Consider the following 26,440-nt stretch of genomic DNA (forward strand, 5'->3'; position numbering starts at 1 on the left):
CGGCTCACCTGGCTGTGCCCGGCTCACCCGCCCGTGCTCCGAGTCACCCGGCCGTGCCCGGCTCCCCGTCGTCGGTGAACGTCCCGTGGCGCCCCGCCCCCGCCGTGAACCGGGCGGCCCCCTCCAGGCTGCCGGCCAGCACGCCCGCCCCGTACCGGAGTTCGCCCCGCAGCGCCTCCTCCTCGGCCGGCCCCTCCTGCTCCAGGACCGAGGCCCGGTCCGAGCGCAGGCACTCCTGCGGGAACCGGGCGATCTCGGCGGCCAGCCGCTCCGCCTCGGCGCGCGCCCGCCCGGTGGGCACGAGGCGGTTGGCCAGCCCCATCTCGTACGCCTCCCGGGCCGGGACCGGGCGGCCGGTGAGGATCAGGTCGAGGGCGCGGCTGGTGCCGATCAGCCGGGGCAGGCGGACGGTGCCGCCGTCGATCAGCGGCACGCCCCAGCGGCGGCAGAACACCCCGAACACGGCGTCCTCCTCGGCCACCCGCAGATCGCACCAGAGCGCGAGTTCCAGCCCGCCGGCCACCGCGTGCCCGGCGACCGCCGCGATCACCGGCTTGGACAGCCGCATCCGGGTCGGCCCCATCGGGCCGTCCCCGTCCTCCGCGACCCGGTTGCCGCGATCGGTGCCGATGGCCTTGAGATCCGCGCCCGCGCAGAACGTGCCGCCCTCGCCCCACAGCACCGCCACCCTGGCCTCGTCGTCGGCCTCGAACGCGCGGAAGGCGGCGGCGAGTGCGGCCGCCGTCGGGCCGTCCACCGCGTTGCGCGCGGCCGGTCGCGCGAGGACGACCGTGGTGACGTGTCCCTGACGCTCGACGCGTATCGGCATGGGCGGTGGCCTCCTCGGGTGGCGGTACGGGAACGGCAGGTTACGCCCCGCTGTTGACCTCAACGCCGCTTGAGGTCCTACGTTCTCGTCCATGAGCATGGAGACCACCGCGTGGACGCAGCTGTACAGCGTCATGAACGCCCAGCGGGAACGCCGCCCGTTCGCCCGGGCCACCCTGCGCCGCATCGGCGCGTTCGCCCGCCCGCACCGCCGCCGCATCGCGTACTTCGTCGCCCTCGGGGTGGTGACCGCGCTGTTCGCCGTGGCCACCCCGGTGCTCGCCGGACGCGTCGTCGACGCCATCGTCTCGCACGGCGACCGGTCCGGCGTGGTGCGCCTGGCCCTGCTGATCGCCGGGCTCGCGGTGGGCGAGGCGGCACTCGGCATCCTCGGCAGACGGCTGTCGGCGACCCTCGGCGAAGGGCTCATCCTCGATCTGCGGACCGCGGTCTTCGACCACGTGCAGCGCATGCCGGTCGCCTTCTTCACCCGCACCCGCACCGGAGCGCTCGTCTCCCGCCTCAACAACGACGTCATCGGCGCCCAGCGCGCCTTCAGCAACACGCTCTCCGGAGTCGTCAGCAACATCGTGACGCTGCTGCTCACCCTCGCCGTGATGCTCACCCTGTCCTGGCAGATCACCCTGCTCGCGCTGGTGCTGCTGCCGGTGTTCGTGGTGCCCGCCCGCCGCATGGGCGGCCGCATGGCGCGGATGCAGCGGGAGGCGGCCGCCCTCAACGCGGAGATGGGCACCCGGATGACCGAGCGGCTGTCGGCGCCCGGCGCCACCCTGGTCAAGCTGTTCGGCCGTCCCGAGGAGGAGTCGGCCGAGTTCGCCGCCCGCGCCCGCCGGGTCCGTGACATCGGCATCCGCACAGCGACCGCGCAGTCCGCCTTCATGACCGCGCTGACCCTGGTGTCCTCCCTCGCCCTGGCCCTGGTCTACGGCCTCGGCGGGTACTTCGCCCTGCGCGGCACCCTGGAGCCCGGCGCCGTCGTCTCGCTCGCCCTGCTCCTGACCCGGCTGTACGCGCCGCTCACCGCGCTCGCCGGGGCCCGGGTGGAGGTGATGAGCGCCCTGGTCAGCTTCGAGCGGGTCTTCGAGGTGCTCGACCTGAAGCCGCTGATCGAGGAACGGCCCGACGCCCGCGAGGTGCCCGACGGCCCGGTCTCCGTCGAGTTCGACGGCGTCCGCTTCGGCTACCCCTCCGCCGACAAGGTCTCCCTCGCCTCCCTGGAGGACGTGGCGAACCTCGACAGCCGCGAGGGCGCCGAGGTCCTGCACGGCGTCTCCTTCCGCGCCGAGCCCGGCCAGACCGTGGCGCTGGTCGGCTCCTCCGGCGCCGGCAAGTCGACCGTCGCGCAACTGCTGCCGCGCCTGTACGACGCCGACGAGGGCGCCGTGCGCGTCGGTGGGGTCGACGTACGCGACCTGGGCACCGCCGCGCTGCGCGCCACCGTCGGCATGGTCACCCAGGACGGCCACCTCTTCCACGACTCGGTGCGCGCCAACCTGCTGCTGGCCCGCCCGGAGGCGAGCGAGGAGGAACTGTGGGACGCCCTGCGCCGCTCCCGCCTCGACGACCTGGTCCGCGCGCTGCCCGACGGCCTCGACACCGTCGTCGGGGAACGCGGCTACCGGTTCTCCGGCGGCGAGCGCCAGCGCATGACCATCGCCCGGCTGCTGCTGGCCCGCCGGCGCGTGGTCATCCTGGACGAGGCCACCGCCCACCTGGACAACTCCTCGGAGGCGGCCGTCCAGGAGGCGCTGGCCGAGGCCCTGGCCGACCGCACCGCGCTGGTGATCGCCCACCGGCTGTCCACCGTGCGCGCCGCGGACCTCATCTTGGTCGTCGAGGCCGGCACGGTCGTCGAGCGCGGCACCCACGACGAACTCCTCGCGGCCGGCGGCCGGTACGCGGAGCTGTACCGCACGCAGTTCGCCCGCCAAGGGGAGCCGGGTCAGGCGGGGCCGCGCGAGGGGGAGGCGGGCCAAGGGGAGCCGCAGCGGGCGCTCGCCGGGGAGCGGGAGGCGGTGGCGTAGGCGCGTATGGAGGACGGGCAGGCGACGGCCGCCGCCAGCCGGACCGTACGGTCAGCGGGGACCGGTCGGCAGCAGCGGCCGCCGGTGGGTGGCGTTGATGACGGCGGCGGCCGAGGCGTACCAGGCGACCAGACCCGTCGCGATGCCGAACCAGCCGCCGATCTTCGTGGCCAGTTGCGGCGGCACCCCGCCCTGGAACTCGCCGACGGCCAGCAGCACGAACGTGATGGTCAGCAGCACGAACACGCCCAGCACGGCGAGGCTGGTGCGCAGCGCGGCCACCGCCATGTACGCGGTGAAGATGCCCCAGCCGAGCAGGTAGAGACCGAGCGCGACGTGCACGTCACCGGCGGAGGTCAGCTGCTGCACCAGCCACCAGTAGGTCAGCCAGAAGGCGCCGTAGGACATGAACGCCGTCGCGCCGAAGGTGTTGCCGCGGCGGAACTCGAACAGCCCCGCGACGAACTGGGCCAGGCCGCCGTAGAACGCGGCGAGGGCCAGCACCGGGACGATCGCGCCGGTCTCCTTCAGCAGGCCGGTGTTGACGATGGACAGCAGCAGGGTGGTGAGCGCGAAACCCGCGAGGCCCACCGGGGCCGGGTCCGCGTAGGCACGCGCCTGCGGATCGGCGGGGCGCGCCTCCTCGCGGACAGAGCCGCTCGTGTCGTCAGCCATGACGGGGAATCCCTTCGACCCGAGGTCAACAGGACCGGCACCGAGTACCCCCGGCACGCACTCTCAGACGGCGGCCGGATGTCCCCGAGGGACAGGTGTCCCCAGGGGACACAAAGTAGGTGTACGGTGAATCCATGACGGCGGAGCAGCCCCCCGCCGGCCCGGCCGGCGCCCCCGAGGACCGCCGCCGGCGCAAGGCCGCCCGGACGCGGAACGCGCTGGCCGGCGCCGCCCTCGAACTGATCCTGGAGCGCGGCCTGGCCGGCACCACGGTGGAGGCGATCGCGGAACGCGCCGACGTCACCCGCCGCACCTTCAGCCGGAACTTCACCGGCAAGGAGGACGCCGCCCTGGACTTCGTCCGCGGCGACGGCGCCCGGATCAACGCCCTGCTGCGCACCCGCCCGCCCGGCGAGCCGCCCCTGGCGGCCTACCGCCGGGCCGTCCGCGCCTGGCTCGCGGACCGGGACGCCCCGGCCTGGCGCGTCCGGCCGGACACGCGGCGGCTGCTCGCCCTGCTGGACAGCGAACCCGCTCTGTTCGCCGCGTACGAGCGCATCCGGGTCGACGCCCAGGAGGAGTCGGTCCGGATCGTCGCCGGCCGGCTCGGCACCGACGACGCCCGGGACGTACGCCCCGCCGTCGTCGTCGGCGCCGCCGCCGGAGTGCTCACCGCCGCGCTGCGCCTGTGGGCGCGGGCGCCCGGGGACGACGACCCGGCGGCGGACCTCGCCGCCCTGGTCGAACGGGCCTACGACGCCCTGACGGCCGAGGCCGCCCAGGCCGCGACCGGCCCCGGCACGCCCGCTTCCGGAGGCGTCGGCGGCACCGCGGGCACCGACGACTGAGCACACCACGAAAGGACGTGCCATGAAGGCACTGCAGTACCGCACCATCGGCGCCGCGCCGGAGGTGGTCACCGTCCCCGACCCCGAACCCGGGCCCGGACAAGTCCTGTTGAAGGTCACCGCGGCCGGTGTCTGCCACTCCGACATCGCGCTGATGAGCCGCCCGGCCGAGGCGTTGTCCTTCGCCCTCCCGCTCACCCTGGGCCACGAGGGCGTGGGCACCGTCGCGGCCCTCGGCGCGGGAGTGAGCGGACTCGCGGAGGGCGACGACGTCGCCGTGTACGGGCCCTGGGGCTGCGGCACCTGCGCCAAGTGCGCGGAGGGCAAGGAGAACTACTGCCCGCGCGCCGAGGCGCTCGGCATCCGCCCGCCCGGCCTCGGCGCCCCCGGCTCGATGGCCGAGTACCTGCTCGTCGACGACCCGCGCCACCTCGTCCCGCTGGCCGGCCTCGACCCGGTCGCCGCGGTCCCGCTGACCGACGCGGGCCTGACGCCGTACCACGCGATCAAGCGCGCGCTGCCCCGGCTGGTGCCGGGCTCCACCGCCGTGGTCATCGGCGCCGGCGGCCTCGGGCACGTCGCCGTCCAGCTGCTGCGCGCCCTGACCCCGGCCCGCGTGGTGGCCCTCGACATCAGCGAGGACAAGCTGCGCCTCGCCCGCCAGGTCGGCGCGCACGAGGCGGTCCTGTCCGACGCCGGGGCCGTGGCCGCGGTCCGCGAACTGACCGCGGGGCTCGGCGCGCAGGCCGTGTTCGACTTCGTCGGCGCCCCGCCCACCGTGACCCTCGCCGGAGCGCTGGCGGCGATCGAGGGCGAGATCTCGATCGTCGGCATCGGCGGCGGCGCGCTGCCCGTCGGCTTCGGCACACTGCCCTACGAGGTGACGGTCAGCTCCCCGTACTGGGGCAGCCGCGGCGAACTCACCGAGGTCCTGGCCCTGGCCCGCGCCGGCGCGCTGTCGGTGCACACCGAGACGTACTCCCTCGACGAGGCTCCCCTCGCCTACGAGCGCCTGCGCCAGGGTCTCGTCGACGGCCGCGCGGTGATCCTCCCCCACGGCTGATCCGGGCCCGCCGACGGCGGTGCGCGGGCGCCGGCACCCGGATGGGATGATGACCGGCGACAAGGCGACGGCGGTCCGAGGAAGCCGGTGTGAATCCGGCGCGGTCCCGCCACTGTGATCGGCGAGCGGCTCCCGACAGGCCACTGCCCCCGGCGGGCGGGAGGGCCGGGGCGAGCATCGACCCGAGAGCCAGGAGACTCACGCGGTCGCCCCCTCGACGAAGCACCGGGGCGGATCTCCCCGGGAGAGGAAGGCGCCCCATGCCCGTGGAAGCGACCGGAGCGAGGCCCGGCGGCATACCGGCGGACCCCGGACGACCCGGCCCGGCACCGTGCCGGGTCGTGGTGTGCCGGGACTGCTGCTGCGGCACCGCCAAGGTGCCGGGAATCGATCACGCGGCGCAGACGGCACGGCTGCGCGCCCAGGTGCCGGTACGGGTCTCCGAGTGCCTCGACGTGTGCGAGCACGCCAACGTCATCGTCGTCCAGCCGTCCGCCGCGGGGCGGGCCGCCGGCGGACGGCCGGTCTGGCTGGGCCTGGTCAACGACCCCGCCGCCACCGAGGACATCGCCGCCTGGGTCCGGGCCGGCGGCCCCGGCGTCGCCCCCTGCCCGGACATCCTCGACCTGTACGCCTTCCCGCCCCCGCGCCGCGGCGGCGCGTGAGGTGGGCGGGGCCTGGGGGTGGTGGGTCCGGGGCAGGTGGGATCCAGGGCGGGCGGGCCCGGGCCGGCCCACGGCCGGTCAGCCCCAGCCCTGGCAGCAGCGCCGTTCCGCGGGCGCGAGGACGTGCCGTGCGTGCGTACGGGCTGGGATCGGAGGGTCAGGGGACAGGGTCGAGGAGCTGGTCGAAGGCCGCCGGGAAACGCTTCCACGCCTCGGGGCCCTGCGCCAGCTCCCCGTCCGTGAGCAGACAGGAGCCGAGGACGGCGGTGAGGCCGTCGCGGTCCAGCCCCGGTGAGGTGAACACCAGCTGCTGGCCGCGGTCCCCGTGTTCGGGATGCCAGTCGAGCGCGGCGGCGGCCCGGCGCACCGGCGGGACCAGTTCCCATGCCGCGTCGGGCAGCGAGGCCAGCCAGGGCCCGGCCATTTCCACGCACAGCGCGCCGCCCGCGGCCTCCCAGGACAGCAGGGTGTCGGGCCGGTCGGCCAGCCAGAACCGGCCCCGGCTGCGGACCGCCGCGCAGCACAGGTCCTCCAGCGCGTGGTAGAGGCGCTCCGGGTGGAAGGGCCGCCGGCTGTGCCACACCAGGGTGGTGATGCCGTACTCGTCGGCGTCCTGGGGGAGCAGCGCGCACGCCGGGTGCTGGGCGGCCGCGGCGGCCTCGGTGTCGAACCCGGCGAACGCCAGCCGGGGCAGCTGTGCGGACTCCAGCGCCACGCGCCGGGCCGTCGGGTGCAGTTGGCCGAGGAGGGCGAGGTCCGCCGCCTCGGCCGCGCCGGCCTCGGCGACGACGTGCACGGACGGGTACTCCAGCTGGCGGGCGCAGGTGTCGCCCACGGTCCGCTGGTCGGTCGCGGCGGCGGCCAGTCCCGCCTCCGCCAGTTCGTGGCCGTCGGCCAGGCAGTCGAGCAGCAGGGACGGATCGACGGCCGTCATGACACCGGTCAGGCGCAGCAGCTCCCCGGCGTGCGCGGCCACGACCTCGGCCATGGCGCGCGGCTCGACGGAGTCCCACAGCTCGACCACCGCGAGCCGGGTGCGGCCGTCGCGCGCCAGGCGCTCCAGCTCCGGCACCAGATCCTCGCGCAGCGCACAGCAGGCACAGTCGTTCACCAGCGGCGTCTCGCCCACGGCCCGTCTGCCGTCGGCGTCGCGCACGCTCCGCCGGACGGTACCGGCCGGGGCCGTGGACAGGTCGTGGTGCAGGGCCACGCTGCCGGGCACGGCGTGCAGCAGCCGCTCCACGGTCTGGTGGCGCGCGTCGGCGTGCAGCCCGGCGACGACCACGACCGGCAGGGCGCCTTCGCGGGCCGTCACCGGGCATCACGGAAGACGACAGGCCCGTAGGGCGGGTAAATCTCGGTGTGTGCCATGGCGACATTATACGACAACGATTTTCATTATCGATAGGAGTCGGGAGGTTGGCGGGAGATGTGGCGGACCCAAGCAATAGCTGGGGGATAGGCGAGTAAACCCGTGGATTGACTTGAATCTGAGCCGTACTTGATCATCCCTGTGGAACATTCGCAGGAGTGCGCAGGAACAGGAGTCCACATGACCACCACCACCCCCTCGACCGTGGCCGTCCTCGGCCCCGGAGGCGTCGGCGGACTGATCGGGGCACTGCTCGCCCGGGACGGACACCGCGTGATCTGCCTGGCCGGCGAGGAGACCGCGGCCGTGCTGCGGCGCGGCGGCCTGCGGGTCGAGAGCGGCCGGTACGGGGACTTCACGGCGGAGGTCGAGGCCGACACCCTGCTGCGAGAGCCGGTGGACGCCGTCTTCGTGACGGTCAAGCAGACCAGCCTGCCCGAGGCACTGGACCGCCTCCCGGTCCCCGTCCTCTCCGACGCCGTCGTCATCCCGCTGCTCAACGGCCTCGACCACATGGCCGCGCTGCGCGAACGCTACCCGGCGGGCAGGATCGTCGCCGGCACGATCAAGGTCGAGGCCACCCGGACCGCGCCTGGCCGGATCGTCCACGGCAGCCCGTTCGCCCACCTCGAACTCGGCGCCCTGATCGAGGAGTTCGCGGAGGAGCTGCGTCACGCGGGGCTCGGCGTCACCCTGCGCGACGACGAGACGCCGATGCTCTGGGACAAGCTGTCCTTCCTGGCCCCGCTCGCGCTGCTGACCACGCGGTACCGGGCCGACGCCGGGACCGTCCGCACCGCACACCGCGCGGAACTGCTCACCGTCGTCGACGAGATCACCGCCGTGGCCCGGGCCGCCGGCGCGCAGGTGAGCACCGAATCCGTGCTCACCGTCTTCGACCTGGCCCCCGAGAAGATGATGTCCTCGATGCAGCGCGACGCCGAAGCCGGACGCCCGCTCGAACTCGACGCGATCGGCGGGGCCGTCGTCCGCGCGGGAGCCGCCCACGGCGTCGAGACCCCCGCCACGGCGGAGCTGATCGCACAGGTGGCCCGCTCGGTGGGCCAGGAGATCCGATGAGCCGGTCCGCGGAGGCCGAGCGGTTCCTGCGCGCCCGTGGCGCCGACGGCATGCCCCACCCCGGCGGCACGCTCCTGGAGCACCTGATCCGGGTCGAGGACGTACTGAGGGCTTGGGGAGCCGACGAGGACGTCCAGCTCGCGGGCCTGTGTCACGCCCTGTACGGCACCGACGGCTTCGACCACCCGCTCGCGCCCCTCACCGAACGGGAGGCCGTCGCCGCCGTGATCGGCCCACGGGCCGAGGAGCTGGTCCGCCTCTACGCCGGCTGCGACCGCGCCGCGGTGTACCCGCGCCTGGGCCGCGAGCACCCGGTCCGCTTCCGCGACCGCTTCACCGGCACCGAGCACACCCCGCCCGAGGCGGACACCCGCGCCTTCCTGGAACTGACCGCCGCCAACGAACTGGACGTCCTGGCCCACAACCCGGAACTGGCGGAGCGCCACGGCCCGTCCCTGCGTGCCCTGTTCACCCGCTCGCACGAACTCCTCTCGCCCCGGGCCCGGGCGGCGTACGAGCGGCAGCTCGGCGGCGCCCCCGATCTTCTCGACTAGTACGGCAGTCAGGTGGCACACACCTTCCAGTCAGGTGGCGCTGTTGTCGGGTGCCACTGTTTGCGGCCGGGCAACTGCTTCTCTGAGCTGTACCAGCTGCCCGGCCGTTCGTACGGCCGGGACCGGCGGGGCGCACGGTCGATCGGCTCTTCGGGAAGCCTGCTCGCACGCAGCCGCAACTGCCTTACGTCCGCCACGGGAAGGCCGAGGGCCGCACGGATCAAGGTGGGGAGATCGCGGCCGGACTGAAGCCGGGCGTGATGGTTGGGCCGGTGGAGCTGTTCGCCACCCCGTGGGCGCGGATCTTCAACGGTCAGCTCTCCGACGGCGTCGCCTACCGCGCCACCCGCCTGGAACCGGTCGCGGCGGAGGTGGCCCAGTGACCGGCTTCGACACGGGAAGCCTGACCGGTCCCGACCCGCCACTGTGCGGAGCGCCCGCGCGCTGACGTTGCCGTCAACTACTGCCTCACCCCACGCTGAAGCCCCGTCAGGAAATACCTGACGGGGCTTCAACTATGGAGTTCGGAATGGCGCGGGAAGGTCGACATCCCCCAGTGACGCACTCACGTCATATGCGAGAAACTGGTGGGACCCTGGTGGGACCCTCGAATAGAATCTCGCCCGTTCCTGTGAGCGTCAAGGAGCTACTCGCCTTCCGCCCTCAGCAAGATCTGAACCTTTGACGGAAATTGCGGATCATCCACCCTTACCGAACAGGTAACTGAGCCACGGAATCCCGTGAATTGCATTCGGACGTGTTCGTTCGGGTCGTGCAATACGAGCCACCCAGACGGACATGGAAGTGACACCTCAAAGAGGTTCGCAGTAAGCACCACGGGTGGGGTCGACTTCCATACCTCGCATTCGACAGGCCCATCGACACCGGCCTGAACGCCGAAGATGAGCGAGCTGCCCTCTTGATGCCAACTGCTCGACGCCGGGTCCCAGTCGCTGACGTCATCGTCACTTTCCGCATCCCGCAAGATCAGGCATCCGTGCTCGATTTTTGCCAGGAATGCAATCACAGGGCTATTGGCTACCATTCCTTCTTGTTTTTCCTTGTGAAAGTTGCGAGACAACCCCACCCTGCCGCCTGGCACAGGGCAGCCAGTGATGAGCCAAGGCCGCAGGAGGCCCGCTGGAATCACTCCCAACGGGCCCCCGCCGTTACGCGACTTCGACTACGTGCAACACGTGAGGCTGCCATGCCGCACCGCAGACCGGACACGAAGCGACGAACTCGTGCTCTCGGAGCCGTGCCGCGACGTCCCCCAGCAGCGGGATCCCGGCATCGGCCACGATCGCGACGAAGTCCGTGCCGCAGCTCCGACAGCGGAGATCCATGTCGCCACCGGCGAGTGCGCCGTCGAAGCACCTCTCCCAGGGATCACCGTGGACGATCCTCCTGTCGAGGTCCTCCAGGTCGGTGCCGTCGCTCCAGTGCAGGAACAACCGGAAGCGCCTGCCGCCTGGGAGCGGCATGACGATACGCCGCAATCGGTCAGATCGAACGAGAGACTGCTCCCGGCCCTCAGTCTGACCGGGAAGAAGATCCCCCTTTTCCAGCGTGCGCGACTGAGGATAGTAACGCACGGGAAGCGGGCCGAGAACAATCTCCACGTACATTTACAGCCTCGTCACAGCGATCATGTGCGGAACAAGAACCTCTGCTTCACCCGCACCCGGCAATGTCTGCAGGATCATTTGATTTCGCGGAATCCTTGCAGCATAGACGGTACCGCCAAAGCTCCGCGCCACATTGACGTCCGTGGTGAACGACATCATCGACCGGGGGCCGATTTGGCCCATCTCCGTACCGAACGACCCGTGCGCTTGGACGTAGTTGTCGAGGGAGCCCCAGGCCTGGAGCGCATCCGCGTGAGCCTGCTGCGATGCCTTCATCGCTTCTTCCATCGAACCGGTCCCCGCATAAGTGCTCCGTGCGGCATCACTCATAAGGTGCCCGGATTCCTCCGCGATCATGTTCTCCAGTCCCTGGTCGGTACCGCGATAAACCGTGACCAGGTCATCGTCACCACCCGATCCACAGTTGTGCACGAGGACCGGCGTCGCGCCAGCCAGCACATAGTACGTGTGCTACGCGGTACCCCTCTACCTGCTTCTTCGCTGGTCAGCGCGGGTTTTGTGTCCCGCTGGCGTCCGTGGTTGTGCGCGGAAATCCGTGGGTGTTGCCGTCGCTACTGCCGTCAGCCGGTTCAGCCCAGGTAGGGGCTTTCACGATGTTCCAGGAAGTGCTGGAGCCTGAGTCGTTGGGTGTGGTGCATCGGCAGTTGCTCGATCTCTTCGGGTGGCACGAACCGGAGTTCGGTGGACTCGTCGGAGATCTCCAGCTGGCCGCCGGTGATGTGGGCGGTGAAGCAGACGTTGAACTGGCGGCGGATCTCGCCGTCGGTGTAGGCGATGATGTGTTTCGGGTCGGTGTAGGTGCCGACCAGGCCGGTGATCTCGACGTCGAGGCCGGTCTCTTCCTTGACCTCGCGGACGGCTGTGCCGGGCAGGGAGTCGGTGAGGTCCATGCCGCCGCCCGGCAGTGCCCACAAGTCGTTATCTCGGCGGCGCTGGAGGAGGATGCGCCCGTGATCGTCGGTGACGACGGCGGAGGCGGCGACAACCATGCTGTTCGGCTCGGGCGCGCTGGGGTCGTCGTAATACTCGGTGCGGGCCACGGTCAGTCTTCCTCTCGTACGGGGGTTGCGGTCGCCCACACGGCGTCGAAGCTGTCGGCGTAGGTGTCGAACATGCCGCCTGTCTCGTGACGGCGAAGGTGCCACACGGGGGCTGCGTAGGCGTTGACGCCCCAGACGTGGGCATTGACGAGTTGCTGGTCGTCGGCCCGGTAGAGGGAGTTGTAGAGCGTGGTGCCGTGGGTACGGACTTCGATGCCGGGGATGTCGGCGAGCGGCCGGTAGTGCATGAGCGCGAGACGGCAGCGGGATTCGATGCCGTGGCCGAACCGCTCCTCCTGGCCGCGGGCTTGGACGGTGTCGCTGTCGGCGTCCCCGATCGCGATGCGGACGGTGCAGCCTTCGGCGGCGCGTTCGGTGAGGAGTTCGTTCAGCCGCGGGTACGCCTCGTAGAGGAAGACGGCCGCGTAGACGAGGATGTCGATCCGTTCCCGGGCCTGGACCATCAGGTCGGTGAACGCCGAGACGGGGAGGTCGGCCCGCTGCTCGTAGAGCGCCACCAGTTCGGGGCTGATGGCGCGGGCGGGGCGGCCCTGGCGGAGCGCCGGCCAGAGTGCGTGCACGTCTTCTCCCAGGGCTTTGGCCGCCTGGAGGGCGGTGGCACGACGTGGGATACGCCCGAGGTTCACCCAGCGCTCGACCGACTTGGAGTCGACCTCGACCTGCTGAGCGAGTGCGGCGTACGTCCAGCCTCCCGCCGCCATGACAGCTCGTAGTCTCTCGTTCGGCACAAGTCTCCCCCTTCGTCTCAGGACGGCACTAGGGACGTTCTACACGGTGCAGGACGTCCCGAAGTGAGGGTTGGTGGAGGTTCCTTCGTCCCGGTGACCGGCGTGAGGATCGGTGCCGACCCTGCGGCACCAACAGGCCCAGGGGCACGCATCAACGCCGCCGAGGAGCGTCACCGTGCGAATGAGTGCCACCCCACGTGTTCCCGCCCTGCGACTGGACGCCCGGTCCCGCTGCGCCTCGCCGGGGTGGTCACGATGACGGCCCCCACCCCTGATGCCGACGGGCACACCGTCTCGTCCGATGCCGGCGCCCTGGTGGTCGACCGGCGGAGCGGCAAGGTGGGCGTGGTGATGGGACATGTGGGGCCGTACGTACAGCTTCGGCCACCGCGCGGTGGCCTGGAGTGGGACGTGCCGCTCGATGAAGCCAACGCGCTGTTCAAGCGCCTGGTGGAGCTGCGCAAGAGGCGCTCGTCGACCATCCGTGACGTGCTGGGCGTGAAGAACATGTGGCACGTCGGCCCCTCGCCGCAGTGGCCGCTCACGGTCCTGGTCATCGATGAGGCGCACACGTTCTTCCGCGAGTACAAGGGCAAGCGACGCCGAGACGAAACGTTTGGCCGCGCTGACGGCGGCGAACGCCCGGCTGGTGGAGGACCTGGTCAAGAAGGGCCGCAGCGTCGGCATCCTGGTGATTCTGATCAGCCAGAAGACCACCGGCGACGCCATCCCCACCTTCATCCGCGACGTGTGCCCCATCGGGTTGTCGTTCGCGCAGAAGACCGTGGAAGCCGCGGTGGCCGCCCTGGGCGAGGACAGCCGCAACTGGCCCGACGCCAGCCCGGTCACGTTGCAGGACCCCGCCTACGTCGGCGTCGCGGTGATGGTGATGCAGGGCCGCCCCGGCTACACCCGCATCCGCACCCCCTACGTCTCCGACGCCGACGCCGCCCGCGTCACCGAAGCCACCTCGCACCTGACCGCAGACCCGGACCTGTGCCTGGATGCCCTTCTCCGCTCGACCGGCCAGACATCAACGCCCGCGCCGTCACTCACCAAGTGTTCACGAACAGCTCACGCCAGAAAGGAAGTTGAGAACATGACGGAGGAACGGTTCACCAGGCGCACCGTGACCGTAGTCATGGCGGTCATCGCGGCCCTGGCCTTCGTCTTCTCCTTCGGCAACGTCTGGGCACTCGCCCTGCGCCTCGGTGTCCCCCATCCGATCGCGCCGCTGATCGCCCCCATGGTGGACCTGTCCGTCGTCGGACTCCTGGTCGCCCTGCGGTTCCTCGCCCTGCGTGGCGTCCCCAAAGCGGAGTTGCGGGCTGGCATCCGGCTGCTCCACCTGTGCGGGCTGCTCACCCTCGTCCCGAACACCGCCGAACCGCTGCTGACCGGACGCTACGGCCGGGCCTGCCTGGACACCGTCGCTCCACTCCTGCTCCTGGGCTGGGGCCACGTCGGCCCCGCCTTCCTCGCCCAGTTCCACACCCCCATCCGCCCCATCCCGCACCTGGAGGACGCCCCCGCTCCCATCTCCGAGCCGGTGCCCGACGAGGCATCCACCCCCGAACCCGCACCCCCGACACCCATCCCAGCCATGGCCACCGCTGCGGCCGAGGAACCGAAGCCCGCTCCGACTCCGGCCCTGGCCGCCGCTCCGCCGGCCGCCGTCACCAAGACGGCCCGGCCCGTCTCCGGCCCGGCCCTGCCAGCCGTGCTTCTGGACGCGGCCCGGCGCATCGCGGACACCCACCGCGTCGAGCGCGGAACACCGATCCGCCCAGCTGGGGACGCGCATGGGCATTGCCCTGCCGGTGGCAACCTCCGCACTCGCTCAGCTCTGAGCCCCGGACCTACCCGGTCACACTCCCTCGCCCGCTCCCGGGCCCGGTTCGTCATGCCCCGAGCAGCACCAACGCGCCCACACTCATGGCCGGTTGCTGCTCGGGGCCACCACCCGACAGAAGGGACACGCCCCGAATGGTCACTCTGGACCTGCGCCACGTGGCAAGCCCCGCCGTGCGGGACCTGCTCCACCTGGTCAACCACCCCGACTTCGACCGCGCACAGCAGCAGATCGAACGCCTCGGCGGCTGCACCGAACCCGTCCGCCTCACCGGCCACACCACCACCGTCGATTCGGTGACGGGTGAGGTGCTGCGCTCCTACACCTCTTCCGCCGAGCCCATGGGCAGCCTGCTCACCTCGTGCGGCAACCGCCGCGCCTCGCGCTGCCCGGCCTGCTCCCGCCTCTACGCCGCCGACACCTACCACCTCATCCGCGCCGGCCTGACCGGCGGCAAGACCGTGCCCGACACCGTCCGCACCCACCCCCGCGTCTTCGTCACTCTCACCCCGCCGCCCTTCGGCCCCGTCCACAACCGCCTCACCACCCCCGGTGGCGATGCCCGTCCCTGCCGCTGCCGCAAGCTCCACGAACGTGACGACCCGCTGATCGGGACGCCGCTGAACCCCGCGACGTACGACTACGAGGGCGCGGTCCTGTTCAACGCCCACGCCGGAGCCTTGTGGGCCCGCTTCACCACCTACCTGCGCTGCGAGACCGCCGCCGGGCTCGGCATGACTCAGAAGGCCGCCCGGGCGGTCCTGCGAGTCTCCTTCGCCGAGGTCGCCGAGTACCAGCAGCGCGGCCTGGTCCACTTCCACGCCGTCATCCGACTCGACGGCCCCGATGGCAGCACCCAGCCCCCGCCCCCGTACGCCACCCTCGCCGTACTCACCAAGGCCGCCCGCGCCGCCGCCGCGCGGGTCCGCATCACGGTCGCCTCGGATACGGTCGGGGAACGCGCACTCGGCTGGGGCGAGCAGTTCGGGTGCGCGAGATCGCATCCTTCGGTGCTGACGCCGAATTCACCGATCAGGCCGTGGCCGCCTACGTGGCGAAGTACGCCACCAAGTCCGCCGACGCCTCCGGCACCCTCGACCGTGCCCTGTCCTGCCGCCCCTGCCAGGGACCCGGCGCCACTATGCTGCCCCACGGAACGCCGCTCCCGTGCACCGCGTGCGACGGCACGGGGCAGGCTCTGCCGCTGTCTCGGCTCGCCGTCGCCCGGCACGTGCGGCAGATGATCCGCACCTGCTGGGAGCTGGGGAGTCTGCCTGAGTGCGCCGATCTGAAGCTCTGGAAGTGGGCGCACATGCTCGGCTTCCGGGGCCACTTCTCCACCAAGTCCCGCAGCTACTCCACCACCCTGGGCGCGCTGCGCGACGCCGCCGCACCTGGCGTACCGAACAGGCCCTCACTCACGCCGGCCTGCCCCAGTCCGACCCGACGACCACGCTCCTCGTCGGTCACTGGGACTACCTCGGCTCGGGCTACAGCCCCGGGGCGGCCCTCCTCGCCGCCAACGTCTGGCATCGCAAGGAACTGGAACGGCGGTTCGCGGCCGAAGGGGGTTGTTGATGGCCTCGCTCCCGCCTGCCGTCCTCCACGCGGAGGCGGCACCCGCGCTGGATCTGCTCACGGTGCCCCAGGTGATGGCCCGCTTCCAGCTCGGCCGCTCCGCCGTCTACGACCTGCTCCGCTCCGGCCAGCTCGCCTCGATCACCCTCGGCCGCGCCCGCCGCATCCCCACCCACGCCCTCACCGACTTCATCCACACCCGCCTCGAACAGGAAGCCGCCTGATGACCACGCCGCGCCCCACCTCATCCCGCCGCACCCGCTCCCGCGCCAACGGCGACGGAACCGTCTATCAGCGCAAGGAGGGCCGTTGGGAAGCCGCCGGGTACGTCCTCGCCCCCGGCAACACCCACAAGCGCGTCCGGGTCTACGGCACCACCCGCAAGGATGCTCTCGCCAAGCTCACCGAGAAGATCGCCGCTAGCAACCTTGGCTTGCCCGTCGCGGCGGCCGACAGCACCGTCAGCGCGTACCTGACGTACTGGCTGAACGGTGTCACCGTCCACCAGGTACGGGAGAACACCACCACCCGCTACGCCGCCTGCGTCCGCCTCCATCTCAACCCCGGGCTCGGGGCAAAGAACCTTGCCCGACTCACCGCCCGCGACGTCCGCAAGTTCCTTCTCCGCGTCGCTTGCCAGTGCTGCACCCAGGGGCGGGACAGCGACCGGCGCTCCTGCTGCGCCATCGGCCAGTGCTGCAACAAGCGGCTCTCCCTGCTGACCGTGACCTACGTCCACTCGGTCCTCAAGTCCGCCCTGGAACACGCCGTTCGCGAAGACGACCTTCCTCGTAACGTCGCCCGAAGTGTCAAGATACCGGCACCCCGCCCCCGGCGTTTCAAGCCGTTCACCGCGAGCGAGGCCCGGTAGTTCCTCCACGCAGCCAGCAGCGACCGGCTCCACGCCCTCTACGAACTCGCCCTGCGCACCGGACTCCGCAAGGGCGAACTCCTCGGGCTGCACTGGGACGACCTCGACCTCAGCACAGGAACCGCCACCATCCACCTTTCCCTCCAGCGCACCCGCACCGGCGGCCTGACCGTCCTGCACACCAAGACCCGCGCATCCGAACGTCGCATCGTCCTCCCCATCGAATGCGTCAACTCGCTGAAGACTCACTGGGAACAGCAGGAGGAGGCACGCAGGGCCCGGGCACGAGCTGGTCGGACAACGGCCTCGTGTTCACCACCCCCACCGGCAGCCCTCTCGAACCCGCCAACCACACCCGCCGCTTCAGTCGACGCCTCAACCGCGCAGGGCTTCGCCGCATCCGGTTTCACGACCTACGGCACTCGACCGCCACCCTGCATCTGGAACAGGGCGTCGACCTCGTCGTGATCAAGGAACTCCTCGGCCACGCCCACATCGGCGTCACCGCCGGCGTCTAGGCCCACGTAAGGCTCCGCCTCCAGCGCCAGGCCATCGACACCCTCGGCAACGCCCTCAGGTCGACCGATGGCGACCACGACGCCCCACCCGCCGCAGCCGTCGTCCGCTGACATTGCCGTCAGCGTTGCCGTCAAACGACTCGGGGCCCTGCTGGAATTCAGCAGGGCCCCGAGCTTCTTTCACCGCCAGAATGGAAGCGCTTCTTACTCTCTGGCGCGCCACAAGACGAATTCAGCGACGCGTCAGAAGTCCGTGTGCGCCTCATTCCATGCGCGCTCGAACTCTTCCGGAGTAATCACTTGGGCAGTGAATTCCGGTTGGCTGGAAATTTCCTCTAGCGACGGGAAAGGGATTTCCGAGAGGTCGACAGTTGCAGTTTCGAAACTCCCATCCGCCCATTCGGATCGACCGTCCCGATAGAACTGCACCTTCCGAGTCTCATATCCATCGTCGCCGAGCTCGCTGAGATAGAGCACAGGATCATCAGCGAAGTCGTGAACCCATGCGACCTTGACATACCTCACGAATTTCAGCTGCTGCCAGGGGGCTCAATTCCCAGACAGGCGACAACGGTATTCATCTCGGGATCCATAAAGAGCTGGAAGTGGTATCCGCCCCGGCTTCGATCATCGATGAACCCTATGGATAGATCAGCCCCACCGTATGCGCGGAGAGCATCAAGGGCATCACTGAATCCGATCGAAGATTGTCCGGAGCGTCGGGTGCCACGCTGCCTCCTCTCGTACACGGCGAGTAGGAGCTGAGTCGCAACAGCTTCAGGCCAGACCTCATACGGGGCGCCAGAGATTAGAGCTGATCGCGAAAGAAGACGCACTTCACCCTCTCCCGTCAGGAGTTGAATGAGACGACTTCTTTCCACGACACCCTCCACTGAATCCGTAGACTTTCCTGCCTGCGGCCGACGCCCTAGCAATACCCTGACCGCGCGTCGCCCGTCATCCACCGGGCCTGCGCCACGGCCCCCTATCTATACTGATCTCTGCGCCCTCAATCACGCCACGCAATGCGTGCTCGGATTCCTCGTACACCTCATGCGCAGTTCCGTGAATCTGCACGTCCCTCCCAGCCGGGACACTTGAATGCGGAATTCGCATCACGATCCCTCCAGGGCCAAGCTCGTCGGCAGCATCAAGAGCCACGTCTTCATAGTCGTGAGTCCAGGAAGTGAATTCACTGTCCGTATTGCCGCCTGCGTGACGCCCGGGATCGCTATGCCCGCCGTGCGGGACAGCACGTCCCTCCAGTGCATCGTCATACTTCGGGTGTCCGTTCGGAACTCCGCGATAAAGGTTTCCATCCCCTTCACCACAGTTATGCACGAGGACCGGCGTGGCCCCCGCCAGCACATAGTACGTGTGAACGTCGCCGACAGTCAGATTGTGGACGGTGGTGTTCTGTACCGTCCACCGCTCGATCGCGGTGACCTGGACGTAGGTGCCCGCGCTGGTCCGCAGCCACTCGCCCGCGTGCAGGTCGGTGGCCTTGATCCAGGCGTGCAGTGCGGGGACCCAGAAGGGGTGGCCGTCGGTCGCGGTGACCTGGGCCGTCTTGCCGCCCTTCGGGCCGGCATCGATCGTGACCTTGACCAGGTGCTTCAGGCCGTGGCCCTTGATCTCCGCCGTGACCGTCTCGATGCGGCGCTCACCGGTCTTCGGGTCGGTCGCGACGACCTTGTCGCCGGCCTTGACCTTCTCGATCGGCTTGGTGGAGCCGTCGGCCATCAGGACCCTGGTGCCGGGAACGAAGCTGTTGCACGTCCCGCCGCTCTCGCCTCCGCCGGCCTTGCCCGAACCGCCGCTGCCGCTGGACCCGCCGTTGCTCTTGGCGGAGCCGCCGGACTTGCCGCCCGGTTTCGAGCCGCCGCCCTTTCCGCCGCCGCCGGAGCTGTGCGACGACACCTTCGGGGCCGCCTTGGCCTGAGCCTGCTTGTGGACCCGGTTGCCGGTCTTCTTGGCCGCGTCCGCCGCCTTGTCGGCGGTTCTCTTGGCCGCCTCGGCCGCTCTCTTCTTCGCTCTCTGCGCCGCGAGTTTCTTGGCGCGTTCGATGGCGAGTTTCTTGGCTCTCAGCGCCGCCGCCTCCGCGGCCTTCGCCGCCTTGAGGACGATCTCGGCCGCCTTCTTGGCCGCCTTGAAGGACTCGACGGCCTTGATGGTGCGCTTGACCGCCTTGATGACGGACGGGATCTTGCCGAGCTTGGTCCACGGGATCGCGTCCACCGCGATGCTGACGCAGGACCACATGTCGCCGCCGAAGCACGCCATGGCGTCGTTGATGCCGATGAAGTCCTTCAGCGTCTCCCAGGCCACGGACAGGATCACCGAGGTCATGGACTTGCCCTGCATCGCCTGCGCCTGCGCGACCTGCGCCGCGGACAGACCCGCGCCCGCCAGGGCGGCGGCCCGCTCGGAGGCGGTCAGCGAGATGGCCTCACCCGTCGGGTCGGAGAAGGTCACCGGGTTGTTGTGCGCGTAGGCGTACCCGTTGGACTGCAGTACGTCGTTCAGGTCGAGCAGCGGGTCGGCGGACAGGAAGCGTCCGACCACCGGGTCGTACAGCCGGGCGCCCAGCGGTACGAAGCCCGAGCTGTCGTCGAGCGGCGACCCCAGGAATCCGGTGTGCGACTGGCGGCCGGCGCCGGCCGTGTCCGTGCCGCGCTGGTGGCCGAACGGGTCCTGCTTGCGGACCCGCACCGGCATCCCGCCGTCGAGGGCGACCTCGGCGTACGGACTGCCCTGCTGGTCGTTGGTGATCGCGACCAGCTTCTCGCCGCCGTTGCCGTAGGCGTAGCGCATGACCGCCCCGCCGGGGGCGTCGTAGGTGCGCTGGGTGTTGACCAGCACACCGCCCTTCTGCACGGTGACCTCGGCCTCGCCCAGCGTCAGCGTGGCCTGCTTGCCCTTGACGGTCAGCAGTCGCGAACCGTCGGGGCCGTAGATGTAGCGGGTGTCGTTCTGCGGCGCCCACAGCTGCCCGGACTTCGTGCCGTCACAGGCGGCGAGCACGATCGGCGTGGAGTCCGCCGAGGTGCCGTCCTTGACCGCGAGGCACAGGCCCGAAGCGGTGTGCGTGAGCTGTCCGGAAGCGTTCCGCTTCAGCTGCTGCCCCGCCGAGCCGTCGCACTTCTGCAACTGGACGGCGGACCCGGCGGTGTTGCCGGCCGGCTGGACGCACCACTTGTCGTAGACGTTCAGAGTGCCCTGGTCGGGATCGGTCCCGCCCGGGGTGGTGCTGAAGCGCCAGTTCTGCGCGGGGGAGGTGTTGCAGCCGTACAGCTGGATCGCCGTGCCCGCGACCGCGAGGCCGCCCTTCAGGTCCAGGCACTTGTCGGCCAGGCCCACGTACGGGGTCCTGCCGCCGGAGCCCGCGCCCTTGACGCGGTCGATCTGGCCGTCGTAGGTCCAGGTCAGGTCCTGCTTGTCACCGGTCTCGACCGAGGTGACGGACTTGGTCTCGCCGGTCAGCTCGTACAGCCGCTCCGCCTCCGCCTTGACCTGCGCACCCTGCGGGGTGGTGTAGGTCTTGGACACCTTGGTCAGCGTGTGCGGCTGGGTGCCGTCCGCCTTGCCGTAGGCGTAGGTGGTGGTGGCGTCCTTGGCGGTGTCGCCGGTGAGGTCCTTCTCGGTCAGCTTCTTCCGGTTGCCGAGGAGGTCGTACTCGTACTCCTGCCAGTAGCCGGAGTTGTCCTTGCCGGCGGCCACGTCGAGCGTGCCGTCGCTCTTCTTCGGGCCGGTGCAGCTGGTCTGGTCCTTGGCGGTCCAGGCCGTCTTCAGCTCACCCAGCGGGTTGTAGGCGAAGCACTGGCGCTCGTCGATGCCGGTGGCCGACTCCTGGATGGAGGTGACGTTGCCGGACGGGTCGTAGCTGTAGGACCGCTTGGAGACCAGATTGCCGGAGACCAGGGACTTGTCGTCGCTCTTCTCCCGGTAGACCTGCTGGTCCTTCAGCTCACCGCTGGACTCGTCGTACGTCGACTGCGTCCACACCCGGTAGGGCTGGGCGCCGAGCGTGGAGCGCAGCACCTGGCCGTAGGGGTCGTAGACCGTCTCGGCGCCGTACCAGTCCTTGCCGGAGACGGAGAGCGGCTTGCCGTCCTTGTTGTAGCGGACGACCAGCTTCTCGCTGTCGAGCTTGCCGATCTTCGGCAGCGTCGACTCCTCCAGCATGCCGTTGTCGCTGTACTGGTACGCGTACGTGTACGACTGGTCCAGGCCCCAGGTGGAGGCCACGGTGGTCGGCAGGGTCAGCGTGGTCGATGTCGGCTGGTAGTCCTTGGTGTAGCCGTCGACCTGCTGGGTGTAGGGCTGGCCGTCGGTGTACCGGGTGGCGGTGTAGGGCATGCCCTTGCCGCCGGGGGCCAGGTCGTAGGCGAGGTTGGCGAGCAGTGTCCCGGACTCGTTGCCCAGGCGCTGCTCGGTCGGCCGGGACAGCTGGTCGTACTTGTTCCACACCGTGATGTTGCGGGCGTTGGTGGTGGTGAGTACGCGGTCGTGGCCGTCGTACGTGGTCCGCGTGGTGCCCGAGTCCGGGTCGGTGGCGGTCTCCTGACGCCCCCGGTGGTCGTACGTCCAGCTCCACGGGTGGGTGGCGTCGGCGGAGTTGACCGCCTTCACCAGCCGGCCGCGGGGGTCGTACGCATAGCGCATCGACGTGAAGCCGCCGGGCGCGTCCGCGTTGAAGGTGTCCACGCGGGCGGTACGGCCGAGGGCGTCGGTGTAGACGCGGTAGTCGGAGGTGCCGGCGGGGTTGTCGACCTTGGACCAGTCCAGGCCGTACTCGTACTTGGTGGCCCGGTCCGGGACCTCCTTGGACTGGGTCTCGTGGGTCAGCGGGTCCTCGACCTTGAGGACCGGCGTCTCCTGGAGCACCCGGCCGGAACCGTCGTAGGTGTAGCGCGTGATGTTGGGGACGGCCGTGTCGGCGAGCGGGGAGAACAGCTCGCCCGGCTTCGATTCGTACGTCAGGTAGGCGTTGTTGGTCTGCCAGACCTCACCGGAGCTGTTGTACAGCGTGTCGGTGATCAGGTACCCGCCGCCGTCCGCCTCCTCCTGCGTCTGCCGCTCGCGGCCGAGGCCGTCGTAGAGGGTGACGGAGGTCTCGACGCGGTCGTTGTAGCCGCGCGTGTAGGTGGTGACGTAGGACGGCTTGCGGTCCTCGCCCTCCTTGAACTCCGGCACCGTGTACACGGCCCGGAAGTCCGGCACGGCGGTGTCGGAGGGGGCGCGGTCCGCGGCCCAGGCCTTCTCCAGCCGGCCCAGCGGGTCGAACTCGGCCTGCGTGACGTGGTTGTTCGCGTCGATCGTCTTCGTCGTGGTGCCACGGCCGGGCTCGACCTCGCGGGTCTCGGACTGGCCCAGCGCATTGGTCTCGGTGACCTTGAAGACCTGGCCCTTGGCCGGCTCGTACGTGAGGAGGCCGGACGTCTTGTGGTCCTGGTCCGTGGTGCGGGTCACGCGGCCGATGGCGTCGAACTCGGTCGTGCCGTCGGACTGCCAGCCCGTGCCGGCACCGTTGATCGACCAGGTCTCGGAGGCCTCGCCCTCGGTGGTGCCGGCGAGCGCGGCACCGTAGACCTGGCCGTCGTACGCCGTGCGGGTACCACTGAGGGTGGACAGGTCCGCGAAGTCCGCCGCCGCGCAGGTGGTCGGCGAGACCAGGACCTGCCTGCTCAGACCGATGATGTTCCGGCCGGCGTTGTGCACGTACTCCGACTTGGTGCACGACTCGTCACCGGACTTGCCGGTGTCGCCCAGTGATTCCACCTGGACGGGCAGCCCGTAGTCCGAGTCGTAGGTGGTGTGCGTCCTGACGACCCGCTCGGTGCGGGTGTCGTCGGAATCGGTGCCGGAGGACTTGGTGTACGCGATCTCGTCGGGCTCGGTGACGCGCCAGGCGCGCAGCGGGTCGAGGCCGTCGTCGCGGTCGCGGTGGGCCAGCTCGGTGGCCGCCGGGACGGTGACGCTGCGGGTGACCCAGCCGGTGTCGGCGTCGGTGGCGCTGTCGTAGTCCAGTTCCTCCGCGAGACGGCCGGCGAAGGCCTCGCGGTCCTTGGCGATCTCGGTGCCGGTGATGTCCTTCACCGGCACGGAGTCACCCATGCCGCGGAAGTACCTCGTCACCGCCTTGGACCGCTTGGAGCCGATCGACGCGTCGTCGGTGCCGGTGATCACCGTGGTCTGCTCGACGCCCGCGAACTGCGAGTACGTACGGGTCGACTTCTTGGTGAACTCCTGGTCGGCCAGCTTCCAGCCCGGGTTCTTGTACGCGTACGCCGTCTTGGTCGCGAACGCGCCGTCGACGTTGGGGAGTTCCTCGATGGAGTCCACGACGTACTTGTGGAACCAGTCGATGTCCTCGACCTCGGGGTCCGGGGCCCAGAACGAGGGGTAGCACAGCCGTGTGTTCGCCTTGAGGGCGGCGGTGTCCTTCTTGCCGGGCAGGCCGGTGCCGGTGGCGCACTCGCCCTCGGGCTTGCGGTAGGTGACGACGGTCTCGCCGCCGTACTCGTTGATGACACGTGCGATGCGCAGCCGGGAGAAACCGGGCCGCGGGTCCTCCGGGCCCCGGGCCACCCGGTTCGGCATGTCCTCGGCGTTGGACTCGAAGCGCACCGCGTTCGTGGTGGCGCTCCTGTCCGTGCTGCCGTTGCGGCCGTAACCGGTGCGCCGCACCGACTCCAGCCACAGGGCCGTGTTGGGGCCGGTCTTGAGGACCGGGAAGCTCTGCGTGAGCGCGTAGCGGTCCACCACCTGGCGGGCGGTGGTGTCGGTGCGGCGCTGCGCGGAGGTCTGGATCTGCGTCAGGCGCTTGCGGCTCCAGAACGAGGGACCCGCGTTCCAGCACTTCGTCTTGTAACCGGAGGTGACCTGCTTGCAGTTGAGGTCGGCGGGGGTGTCGTACCAGATGCGGTACTTGCCCGGGTCCTTGTCCTCGAAGTTGGCGTCCGAGCAGGCCAGCTGGCCCTCGGGCAGGCAGCGCTCGGCGACCGTGAAGTTCACCTGGGCCGGGGCGGGCGCGGAGAAGACGGTGTCCTTGCGCTGGCCGTAGTCGATGTGGTCGAGCCAGCCGTCGCGGTCGTAGGCGACCGGGGCCTTGAAGTCGAAGTTGCGGGCGTAGTAGTTCTGCGCCTTCTTCCACCACAGGGACATGGCGTTGCCGTGGATGTCCTCGACGTAGTCGAGGTTCCAGCGCCAGCCCTGGGTGCACCACGAGTGGGCCCAGTCACCGGCCTTGTAGCAGTCCTCGCCCTCGTGGTTGCCGTACACCGGCACGTTCAGCACCGAGTCGGTCGTCGGCTGTCCCGAGGTCCAGCCCGGCAGCTTGTTCCGGCCGAAGTGGTAGCGGGTGCCGTCCCGGGTCGTGACGACCCAGTACTCGCCGTTGCGGGCGCCGTTGCCGTCGTCCGTGTCGGTGAGGCGCTCGATCTTCGAGCCGTCGCCGTTGGCGGTGAACCACTGGTGCTGGTCCTTGTCCCAGACCAGCTCGGTGGTCATGCCGCCCAGCGACAGGGTGGCGTTGTCCGAGCCCCAGCACAGGTCGGCGGTGCGGTGCGTCTTGTTGTTGGAGCCGGCCTTCTTGGAGTCCTCGCGGCAGTTGGCGTACGTCCGGGTGATCGAGCCGGGGTTGTAGTCCCAGCCGTCACCGATCCACGAGGCCTGGTTGTTCGTCGCCGAGGTGCGGCCGTCCACCGACTGGGAGGAGTAGCCGAGGGAGATCTTCGGCGCCAGGCCGCCGGCGGTCTCCGGCACCTGCACGTCGTAGGAGTACGTGAAGGCGCCCGACGAGGAGCCGGCCGCCCAGGCGCCAGAGGACAGCAGCGGGGAGGCGGTGAAGTCACCGCCGGCCGAGGCTCCCGTGTCCATCGCGCCGATGACCTGCGGACCCGAGGCGTCCACCACGGGCAGCACGGTGCCGTCACGGTAGGAGGCGGTTCGGGCCGAGGACTTGGCGGCACTCGTGCCGGCGTCGCCGCCGAGCAGGTTCGCGACCGGCACGGAACCGGAGAGGATGTTGCGCCGGGACGCCTTCTCGGCGGCCTTGTTCTTCGTCGGCGCCTTGTCGGCGGCGACGACCTCGACCGAACTGCGCAGCCGCTCGGGCTGCTTGTCGGTCTTGCCCGACATGGTGGTCGTACCGCTGTCGCCGGCGCAGTCCCCGGTGCCGGGCGCGTCCATGACGCAGTTCGGCAGCAGCACCAGGCCGAAGCGGGTGGCGGCCTGCGGGCCGTACAGGTCGGCGAAGCCGGTGGTGTCCACGTCGATGGAGACCTGGGCGGCCGGGTCGGCGTCGGCCGGAGGCGTGACCTTCATGATCATGCCGGAGACGCCGGCGTCCTGCGACGCGGCCGGCGCGGCCAGGTCGACCTTCCAGTCGCCGTCGATGGCGGCCGGGTCGGTGCCGGCCGGCACACCCACCGCGATCGGCAGGTCGTCGACCGGGACCGTGGTGCCCGGCGCGGTGTCCGCCTTCAGGGTGGCGACACCGCTGTCCTGCGCCCACGGCGTGACCGCGGTCGGAGCGTAGGGGACGACCGGGACCTCGGGCGCCGTGGTGAGGTTCTTCTCGGCCTCCTCGTCCGCCGGGAGGGCGGTCGACTCGGGCAGGTCGGGGAGCTTGACCTCCCCCCGGCTCATGCCGGGGCCGGGTATCGCCCAGGCCTCCGTACCGAGACTGCTCACCAACAAGGCCGTGGACAACAGAAGGACGGTCGCCGCGCGGCTTTGCCGGCGACGCCGTCGTGGTGACTCCGTCGTCGCTGGGCGGGACCGCCTCAGCCACGACGGTGGACTTTGAGCGCGCATACGCGTCGACCCCACCAAGGCATGCGAAAAGAACGACAGATGGACTCCGCACCCTCCGTCATGACCGGCACACGGTTCAACATCGATCTCCGGAGGTTCCACGGATTCGTGTGTTCTGCGTCACGGGGCGAGAGTTGAGCGACCGTCATCTTCAGGTAAGAATCAGATAAGATCATTAATATCCACCCCAAGAGCCGCACTCGGGGTGGTCAAAAGCCGCACAAGGCGCGCCG

17 protein-coding genes, 3 pseudogenes and 1 riboswitch are annotated in these 26,440 nt (G+C 70.3%); of the genes and pseudogenes, 11 read left to right on the forward strand and 9 right to left on the reverse strand.

All coding sequences use genetic code 11. The features are described 5' to 3' along the window. Positions 1 to 43: 43 nt before the first annotated feature. The gene (locus ABZ858_RS11010) at positions 44 to 829 is read right to left on the reverse strand and encodes a crotonase/enoyl-CoA hydratase family protein (RefSeq protein ID WP_361374983.1); all 786 of its coding nucleotides are present in this window, start codon (positions 827 to 829) and stop codon (positions 44 to 46) included. 97 nt (positions 830 to 926) lie between these two features. Between ABZ858_RS11010 and ABZ858_RS11015 the strand changes: the two genes are divergently transcribed. Beyond that, the gene (locus ABZ858_RS11015) at positions 927 to 2,873 is read left to right on the forward strand and encodes an ABC transporter ATP-binding protein (RefSeq protein WP_361375331.1); all 1,947 of its coding nucleotides are present in this window, start codon (positions 927 to 929) and stop codon (positions 2,871 to 2,873) included. A gap of 51 nt (positions 2,874 to 2,924) precedes the next feature. Here the strand turns inward: ABZ858_RS11015 and ABZ858_RS11020 are convergent, their stop codons facing one another. Beyond that, positions 2,925 to 3,548 carry an acetate uptake transporter gene (locus tag ABZ858_RS11020; RefSeq protein ID WP_361374985.1) on the reverse strand — a complete coding sequence of 208 codons (624 nt, stop codon included), beginning with the start codon at positions 3,546 to 3,548 and terminating at the stop codon, positions 2,925 to 2,927. Between the two features lie 134 nt (positions 3,549 to 3,682). Between ABZ858_RS11020 and ABZ858_RS11025 the strand changes: the two genes are divergently transcribed. From ABZ858_RS11025 to ABZ858_RS11035, 3 genes are all read left to right on the forward strand, one after another. After that, on the forward strand, positions 3,683 to 4,396 hold the full coding sequence (locus ABZ858_RS11025) for a helix-turn-helix domain-containing protein (protein ID WP_361374987.1): 714 nt from the start codon (positions 3,683 to 3,685) through the stop codon (positions 4,394 to 4,396). A 22-nt stretch (positions 4,397 to 4,418) separates the two neighbouring features. Continuing rightward, a complete protein-coding gene (locus ABZ858_RS11030; RefSeq protein WP_361374989.1) occupies positions 4,419 to 5,459 on the forward strand; it encodes an NAD(P)-dependent alcohol dehydrogenase in 1,041 nt (346 codons plus the stop codon). Positions 5,460 to 5,536: 77 nt separating this feature from the next. Further along, positions 5,537 to 5,659: riboswitch (cobalamin riboswitch) on the forward strand. A 60-nt stretch (positions 5,660 to 5,719) separates the two neighbouring features. Next, entirely contained in the window at positions 5,720 to 6,124 is a 405-nt protein-coding gene (locus tag ABZ858_RS11035) for a (2Fe-2S) ferredoxin domain-containing protein (RefSeq protein WP_361374991.1), read from the forward strand. 157 nt (positions 6,125 to 6,281) lie between these two features. On the opposite strand, the gene ABZ858_RS11040 is transcribed toward ABZ858_RS11035, so the two are convergent. Then, positions 6,282 to 7,439, reverse strand: coding sequence for a GTP-binding protein (locus ABZ858_RS11040; protein ID WP_361374993.1), 1,158 nt, complete (start codon positions 7,437 to 7,439; stop codon positions 6,282 to 6,284). Between the two features lie 237 nt (positions 7,440 to 7,676). On the opposite strand from ABZ858_RS11040, the gene ABZ858_RS11045 reads away from it, so the two are divergent. Continuing rightward, positions 7,677 to 8,576 (forward strand): 2-dehydropantoate 2-reductase, encoded by a 900-nt coding sequence (locus ABZ858_RS11045; protein WP_361374995.1) that lies wholly within the window; start codon positions 7,677 to 7,679, stop codon positions 8,574 to 8,576. Further along, positions 8,573 to 9,130 (forward strand): DUF6817 domain-containing protein, encoded by a 558-nt coding sequence (locus tag ABZ858_RS11050; RefSeq protein ID WP_361374997.1) that lies wholly within the window; start codon positions 8,573 to 8,575, stop codon positions 9,128 to 9,130. The genes ABZ858_RS11045 and ABZ858_RS11050 overlap by 4 nt, the downstream gene beginning before the upstream one ends. Positions 9,131 to 10,299: 1,169 nt before the next feature. Here the strand turns inward: ABZ858_RS11050 and ABZ858_RS11055 are convergent. The 4 genes from ABZ858_RS11055 to ABZ858_RS11070 all read right to left on the reverse strand — a co-directional run bounded on the left by ABZ858_RS11055 (position 10,300) and on the right by ABZ858_RS11070 (position 12,541). After that, the gene (locus ABZ858_RS11055) at positions 10,300 to 10,758 is read right to left on the reverse strand and encodes a hypothetical protein (protein ID WP_361374999.1); all 459 of its coding nucleotides are present in this window, start codon (positions 10,756 to 10,758) and stop codon (positions 10,300 to 10,302) included. Further along, positions 10,759 to 11,217: a hypothetical protein gene (locus ABZ858_RS11060; RefSeq protein WP_361375001.1), complete on the reverse strand. Its 459-nt coding sequence runs from the start codon at positions 11,215 to 11,217 to the stop codon at positions 10,759 to 10,761. A 131-nt stretch (positions 11,218 to 11,348) separates the two neighbouring features. Continuing rightward, the gene (locus ABZ858_RS11065; protein WP_361375003.1) at positions 11,349 to 11,819 is read right to left on the reverse strand and encodes an NUDIX domain-containing protein; all 471 of its coding nucleotides are present in this window, start codon (positions 11,817 to 11,819) and stop codon (positions 11,349 to 11,351) included. Between the two features lie 2 nt (positions 11,820 to 11,821). Further along, the gene (locus tag ABZ858_RS11070; protein ID WP_361375005.1) at positions 11,822 to 12,541 is read right to left on the reverse strand and encodes an XRE family transcriptional regulator; all 720 of its coding nucleotides are present in this window, start codon (positions 12,539 to 12,541) and stop codon (positions 11,822 to 11,824) included. 273 nt (positions 12,542 to 12,814) lie between these two features. Between ABZ858_RS11070 and ABZ858_RS11075 the strand changes: the two are divergent. From ABZ858_RS11075 to ABZ858_RS11095, 5 genes and pseudogenes are all read left to right on the forward strand, one after another. After that, positions 12,815 to 12,994 (forward strand): annotated as a pseudogene (locus ABZ858_RS11075) (hypothetical protein); the annotation flags it as partial. Positions 12,995 to 13,184: 190 nt separating this feature from the next. After that, complete coding sequence (locus tag ABZ858_RS11080) at positions 13,185 to 14,720, forward strand: DUF2637 domain-containing protein (RefSeq protein ID WP_361375007.1); 1,536 nt, start codon at positions 13,185 to 13,187, stop codon at positions 14,718 to 14,720. Then, a pseudogene (locus ABZ858_RS11085) lies at positions 14,651 to 15,747 on the forward strand (replication initiator); the annotation flags it as partial. The gene ABZ858_RS11080 and the pseudogene ABZ858_RS11085, both read left to right, overlap by 70 nt. 250 nt (positions 15,748 to 15,997) lie before the next feature. Beyond that, positions 15,998 to 16,222 carry a helix-turn-helix domain-containing protein gene (locus ABZ858_RS11090; protein WP_361375333.1) on the forward strand — a complete coding sequence of 75 codons (225 nt, stop codon included), beginning with the start codon at positions 15,998 to 16,000 and terminating at the stop codon, positions 16,220 to 16,222. Continuing rightward, positions 16,222 to 17,498 (forward strand): annotated as a pseudogene (locus ABZ858_RS11095) (site-specific integrase). The gene ABZ858_RS11090 and the pseudogene ABZ858_RS11095 overlap by 1 nt, the downstream one beginning before the upstream one ends. Before the next feature lie 132 nt (positions 17,499 to 17,630). Here the strand turns inward: ABZ858_RS11095 and ABZ858_RS11100 are convergent. Further along, positions 17,631 to 17,912 (reverse strand): hypothetical protein, encoded by a 282-nt coding sequence (locus ABZ858_RS11100; RefSeq protein ID WP_361375009.1) that lies wholly within the window; start codon positions 17,910 to 17,912, stop codon positions 17,631 to 17,633. Positions 17,913 to 18,344: 432 nt separating this feature from the next. Further along, entirely contained in the window at positions 18,345 to 26,039 is a 7,695-nt protein-coding gene (locus ABZ858_RS11105) for a ricin-type beta-trefoil lectin domain protein (RefSeq protein WP_361375010.1), read from the reverse strand. Positions 26,040 to 26,440: the final 401 nt, after the last annotated feature.

It is taken from the genome of Streptomyces sp. NPDC047017, from assembly GCF_040644175.1.
In the GTDB taxonomy this organism is placed as follows: domain Bacteria; phylum Actinomycetota; class Actinomycetes; order Streptomycetales; family Streptomycetaceae; genus Streptomyces.

What these genes read in the sequence shown, in the direction of transcription:
- ABZ858_RS11010 (WP_361374983.1), bottom strand. Translation starts at nt 829, where the DNA reads ATGCCGATACGCGTCGAGCGTCAGGGACACGTCACCACGGTCGTCCTC.
- ABZ858_RS11015 (WP_361375331.1), top strand. Translation starts at nt 927, where the DNA reads ATGGAGACCACCGCGTGGACGCAGCTGTACAGCGTCATGAACGCCCAG.
- ABZ858_RS11020 (WP_361374985.1), bottom strand. Translation starts at nt 3,548, where the DNA reads ATGGCTGACGACACGAGCGGCTCTGTCCGCGAGGAGGCGCGCCCCGCC.
- ABZ858_RS11025 (WP_361374987.1), top strand. Translation starts at nt 3,683, where the DNA reads ATGACGGCGGAGCAGCCCCCCGCCGGCCCGGCCGGCGCCCCCGAGGAC.
- ABZ858_RS11030 (WP_361374989.1), top strand. Translation starts at nt 4,419, where the DNA reads ATGAAGGCACTGCAGTACCGCACCATCGGCGCCGCGCCGGAGGTGGTC.
- ABZ858_RS11035 (WP_361374991.1), top strand. Translation starts at nt 5,720, where the DNA reads ATGCCCGTGGAAGCGACCGGAGCGAGGCCCGGCGGCATACCGGCGGAC.
- ABZ858_RS11045 (WP_361374995.1), top strand. Translation starts at nt 7,677, where the DNA reads ATGACCACCACCACCCCCTCGACCGTGGCCGTCCTCGGCCCCGGAGGC.
- ABZ858_RS11050 (WP_361374997.1), top strand. Translation starts at nt 8,573, where the DNA reads ATGAGCCGGTCCGCGGAGGCCGAGCGGTTCCTGCGCGCCCGTGGCGCC.
- ABZ858_RS11055 (WP_361374999.1), bottom strand. Translation starts at nt 10,758, where the DNA reads ATGTACGTGGAGATTGTTCTCGGCCCGCTTCCCGTGCGTTACTATCCT.
- ABZ858_RS11070 (WP_361375005.1), bottom strand. Translation starts at nt 12,541, where the DNA reads ATGGCGGCGGGAGGCTGGACGTACGCCGCACTCGCTCAGCAGGTCGAG.
- ABZ858_RS11090 (WP_361375333.1), top strand. Translation starts at nt 15,998, where the DNA reads ATGGCCTCGCTCCCGCCTGCCGTCCTCCACGCGGAGGCGGCACCCGCG.
- ABZ858_RS11105 (WP_361375010.1), bottom strand. Translation starts at nt 26,039, where the DNA reads ATGAGCCGGGGGGAGGTCAAGCTCCCCGACCTGCCCGAGTCGACCGCC.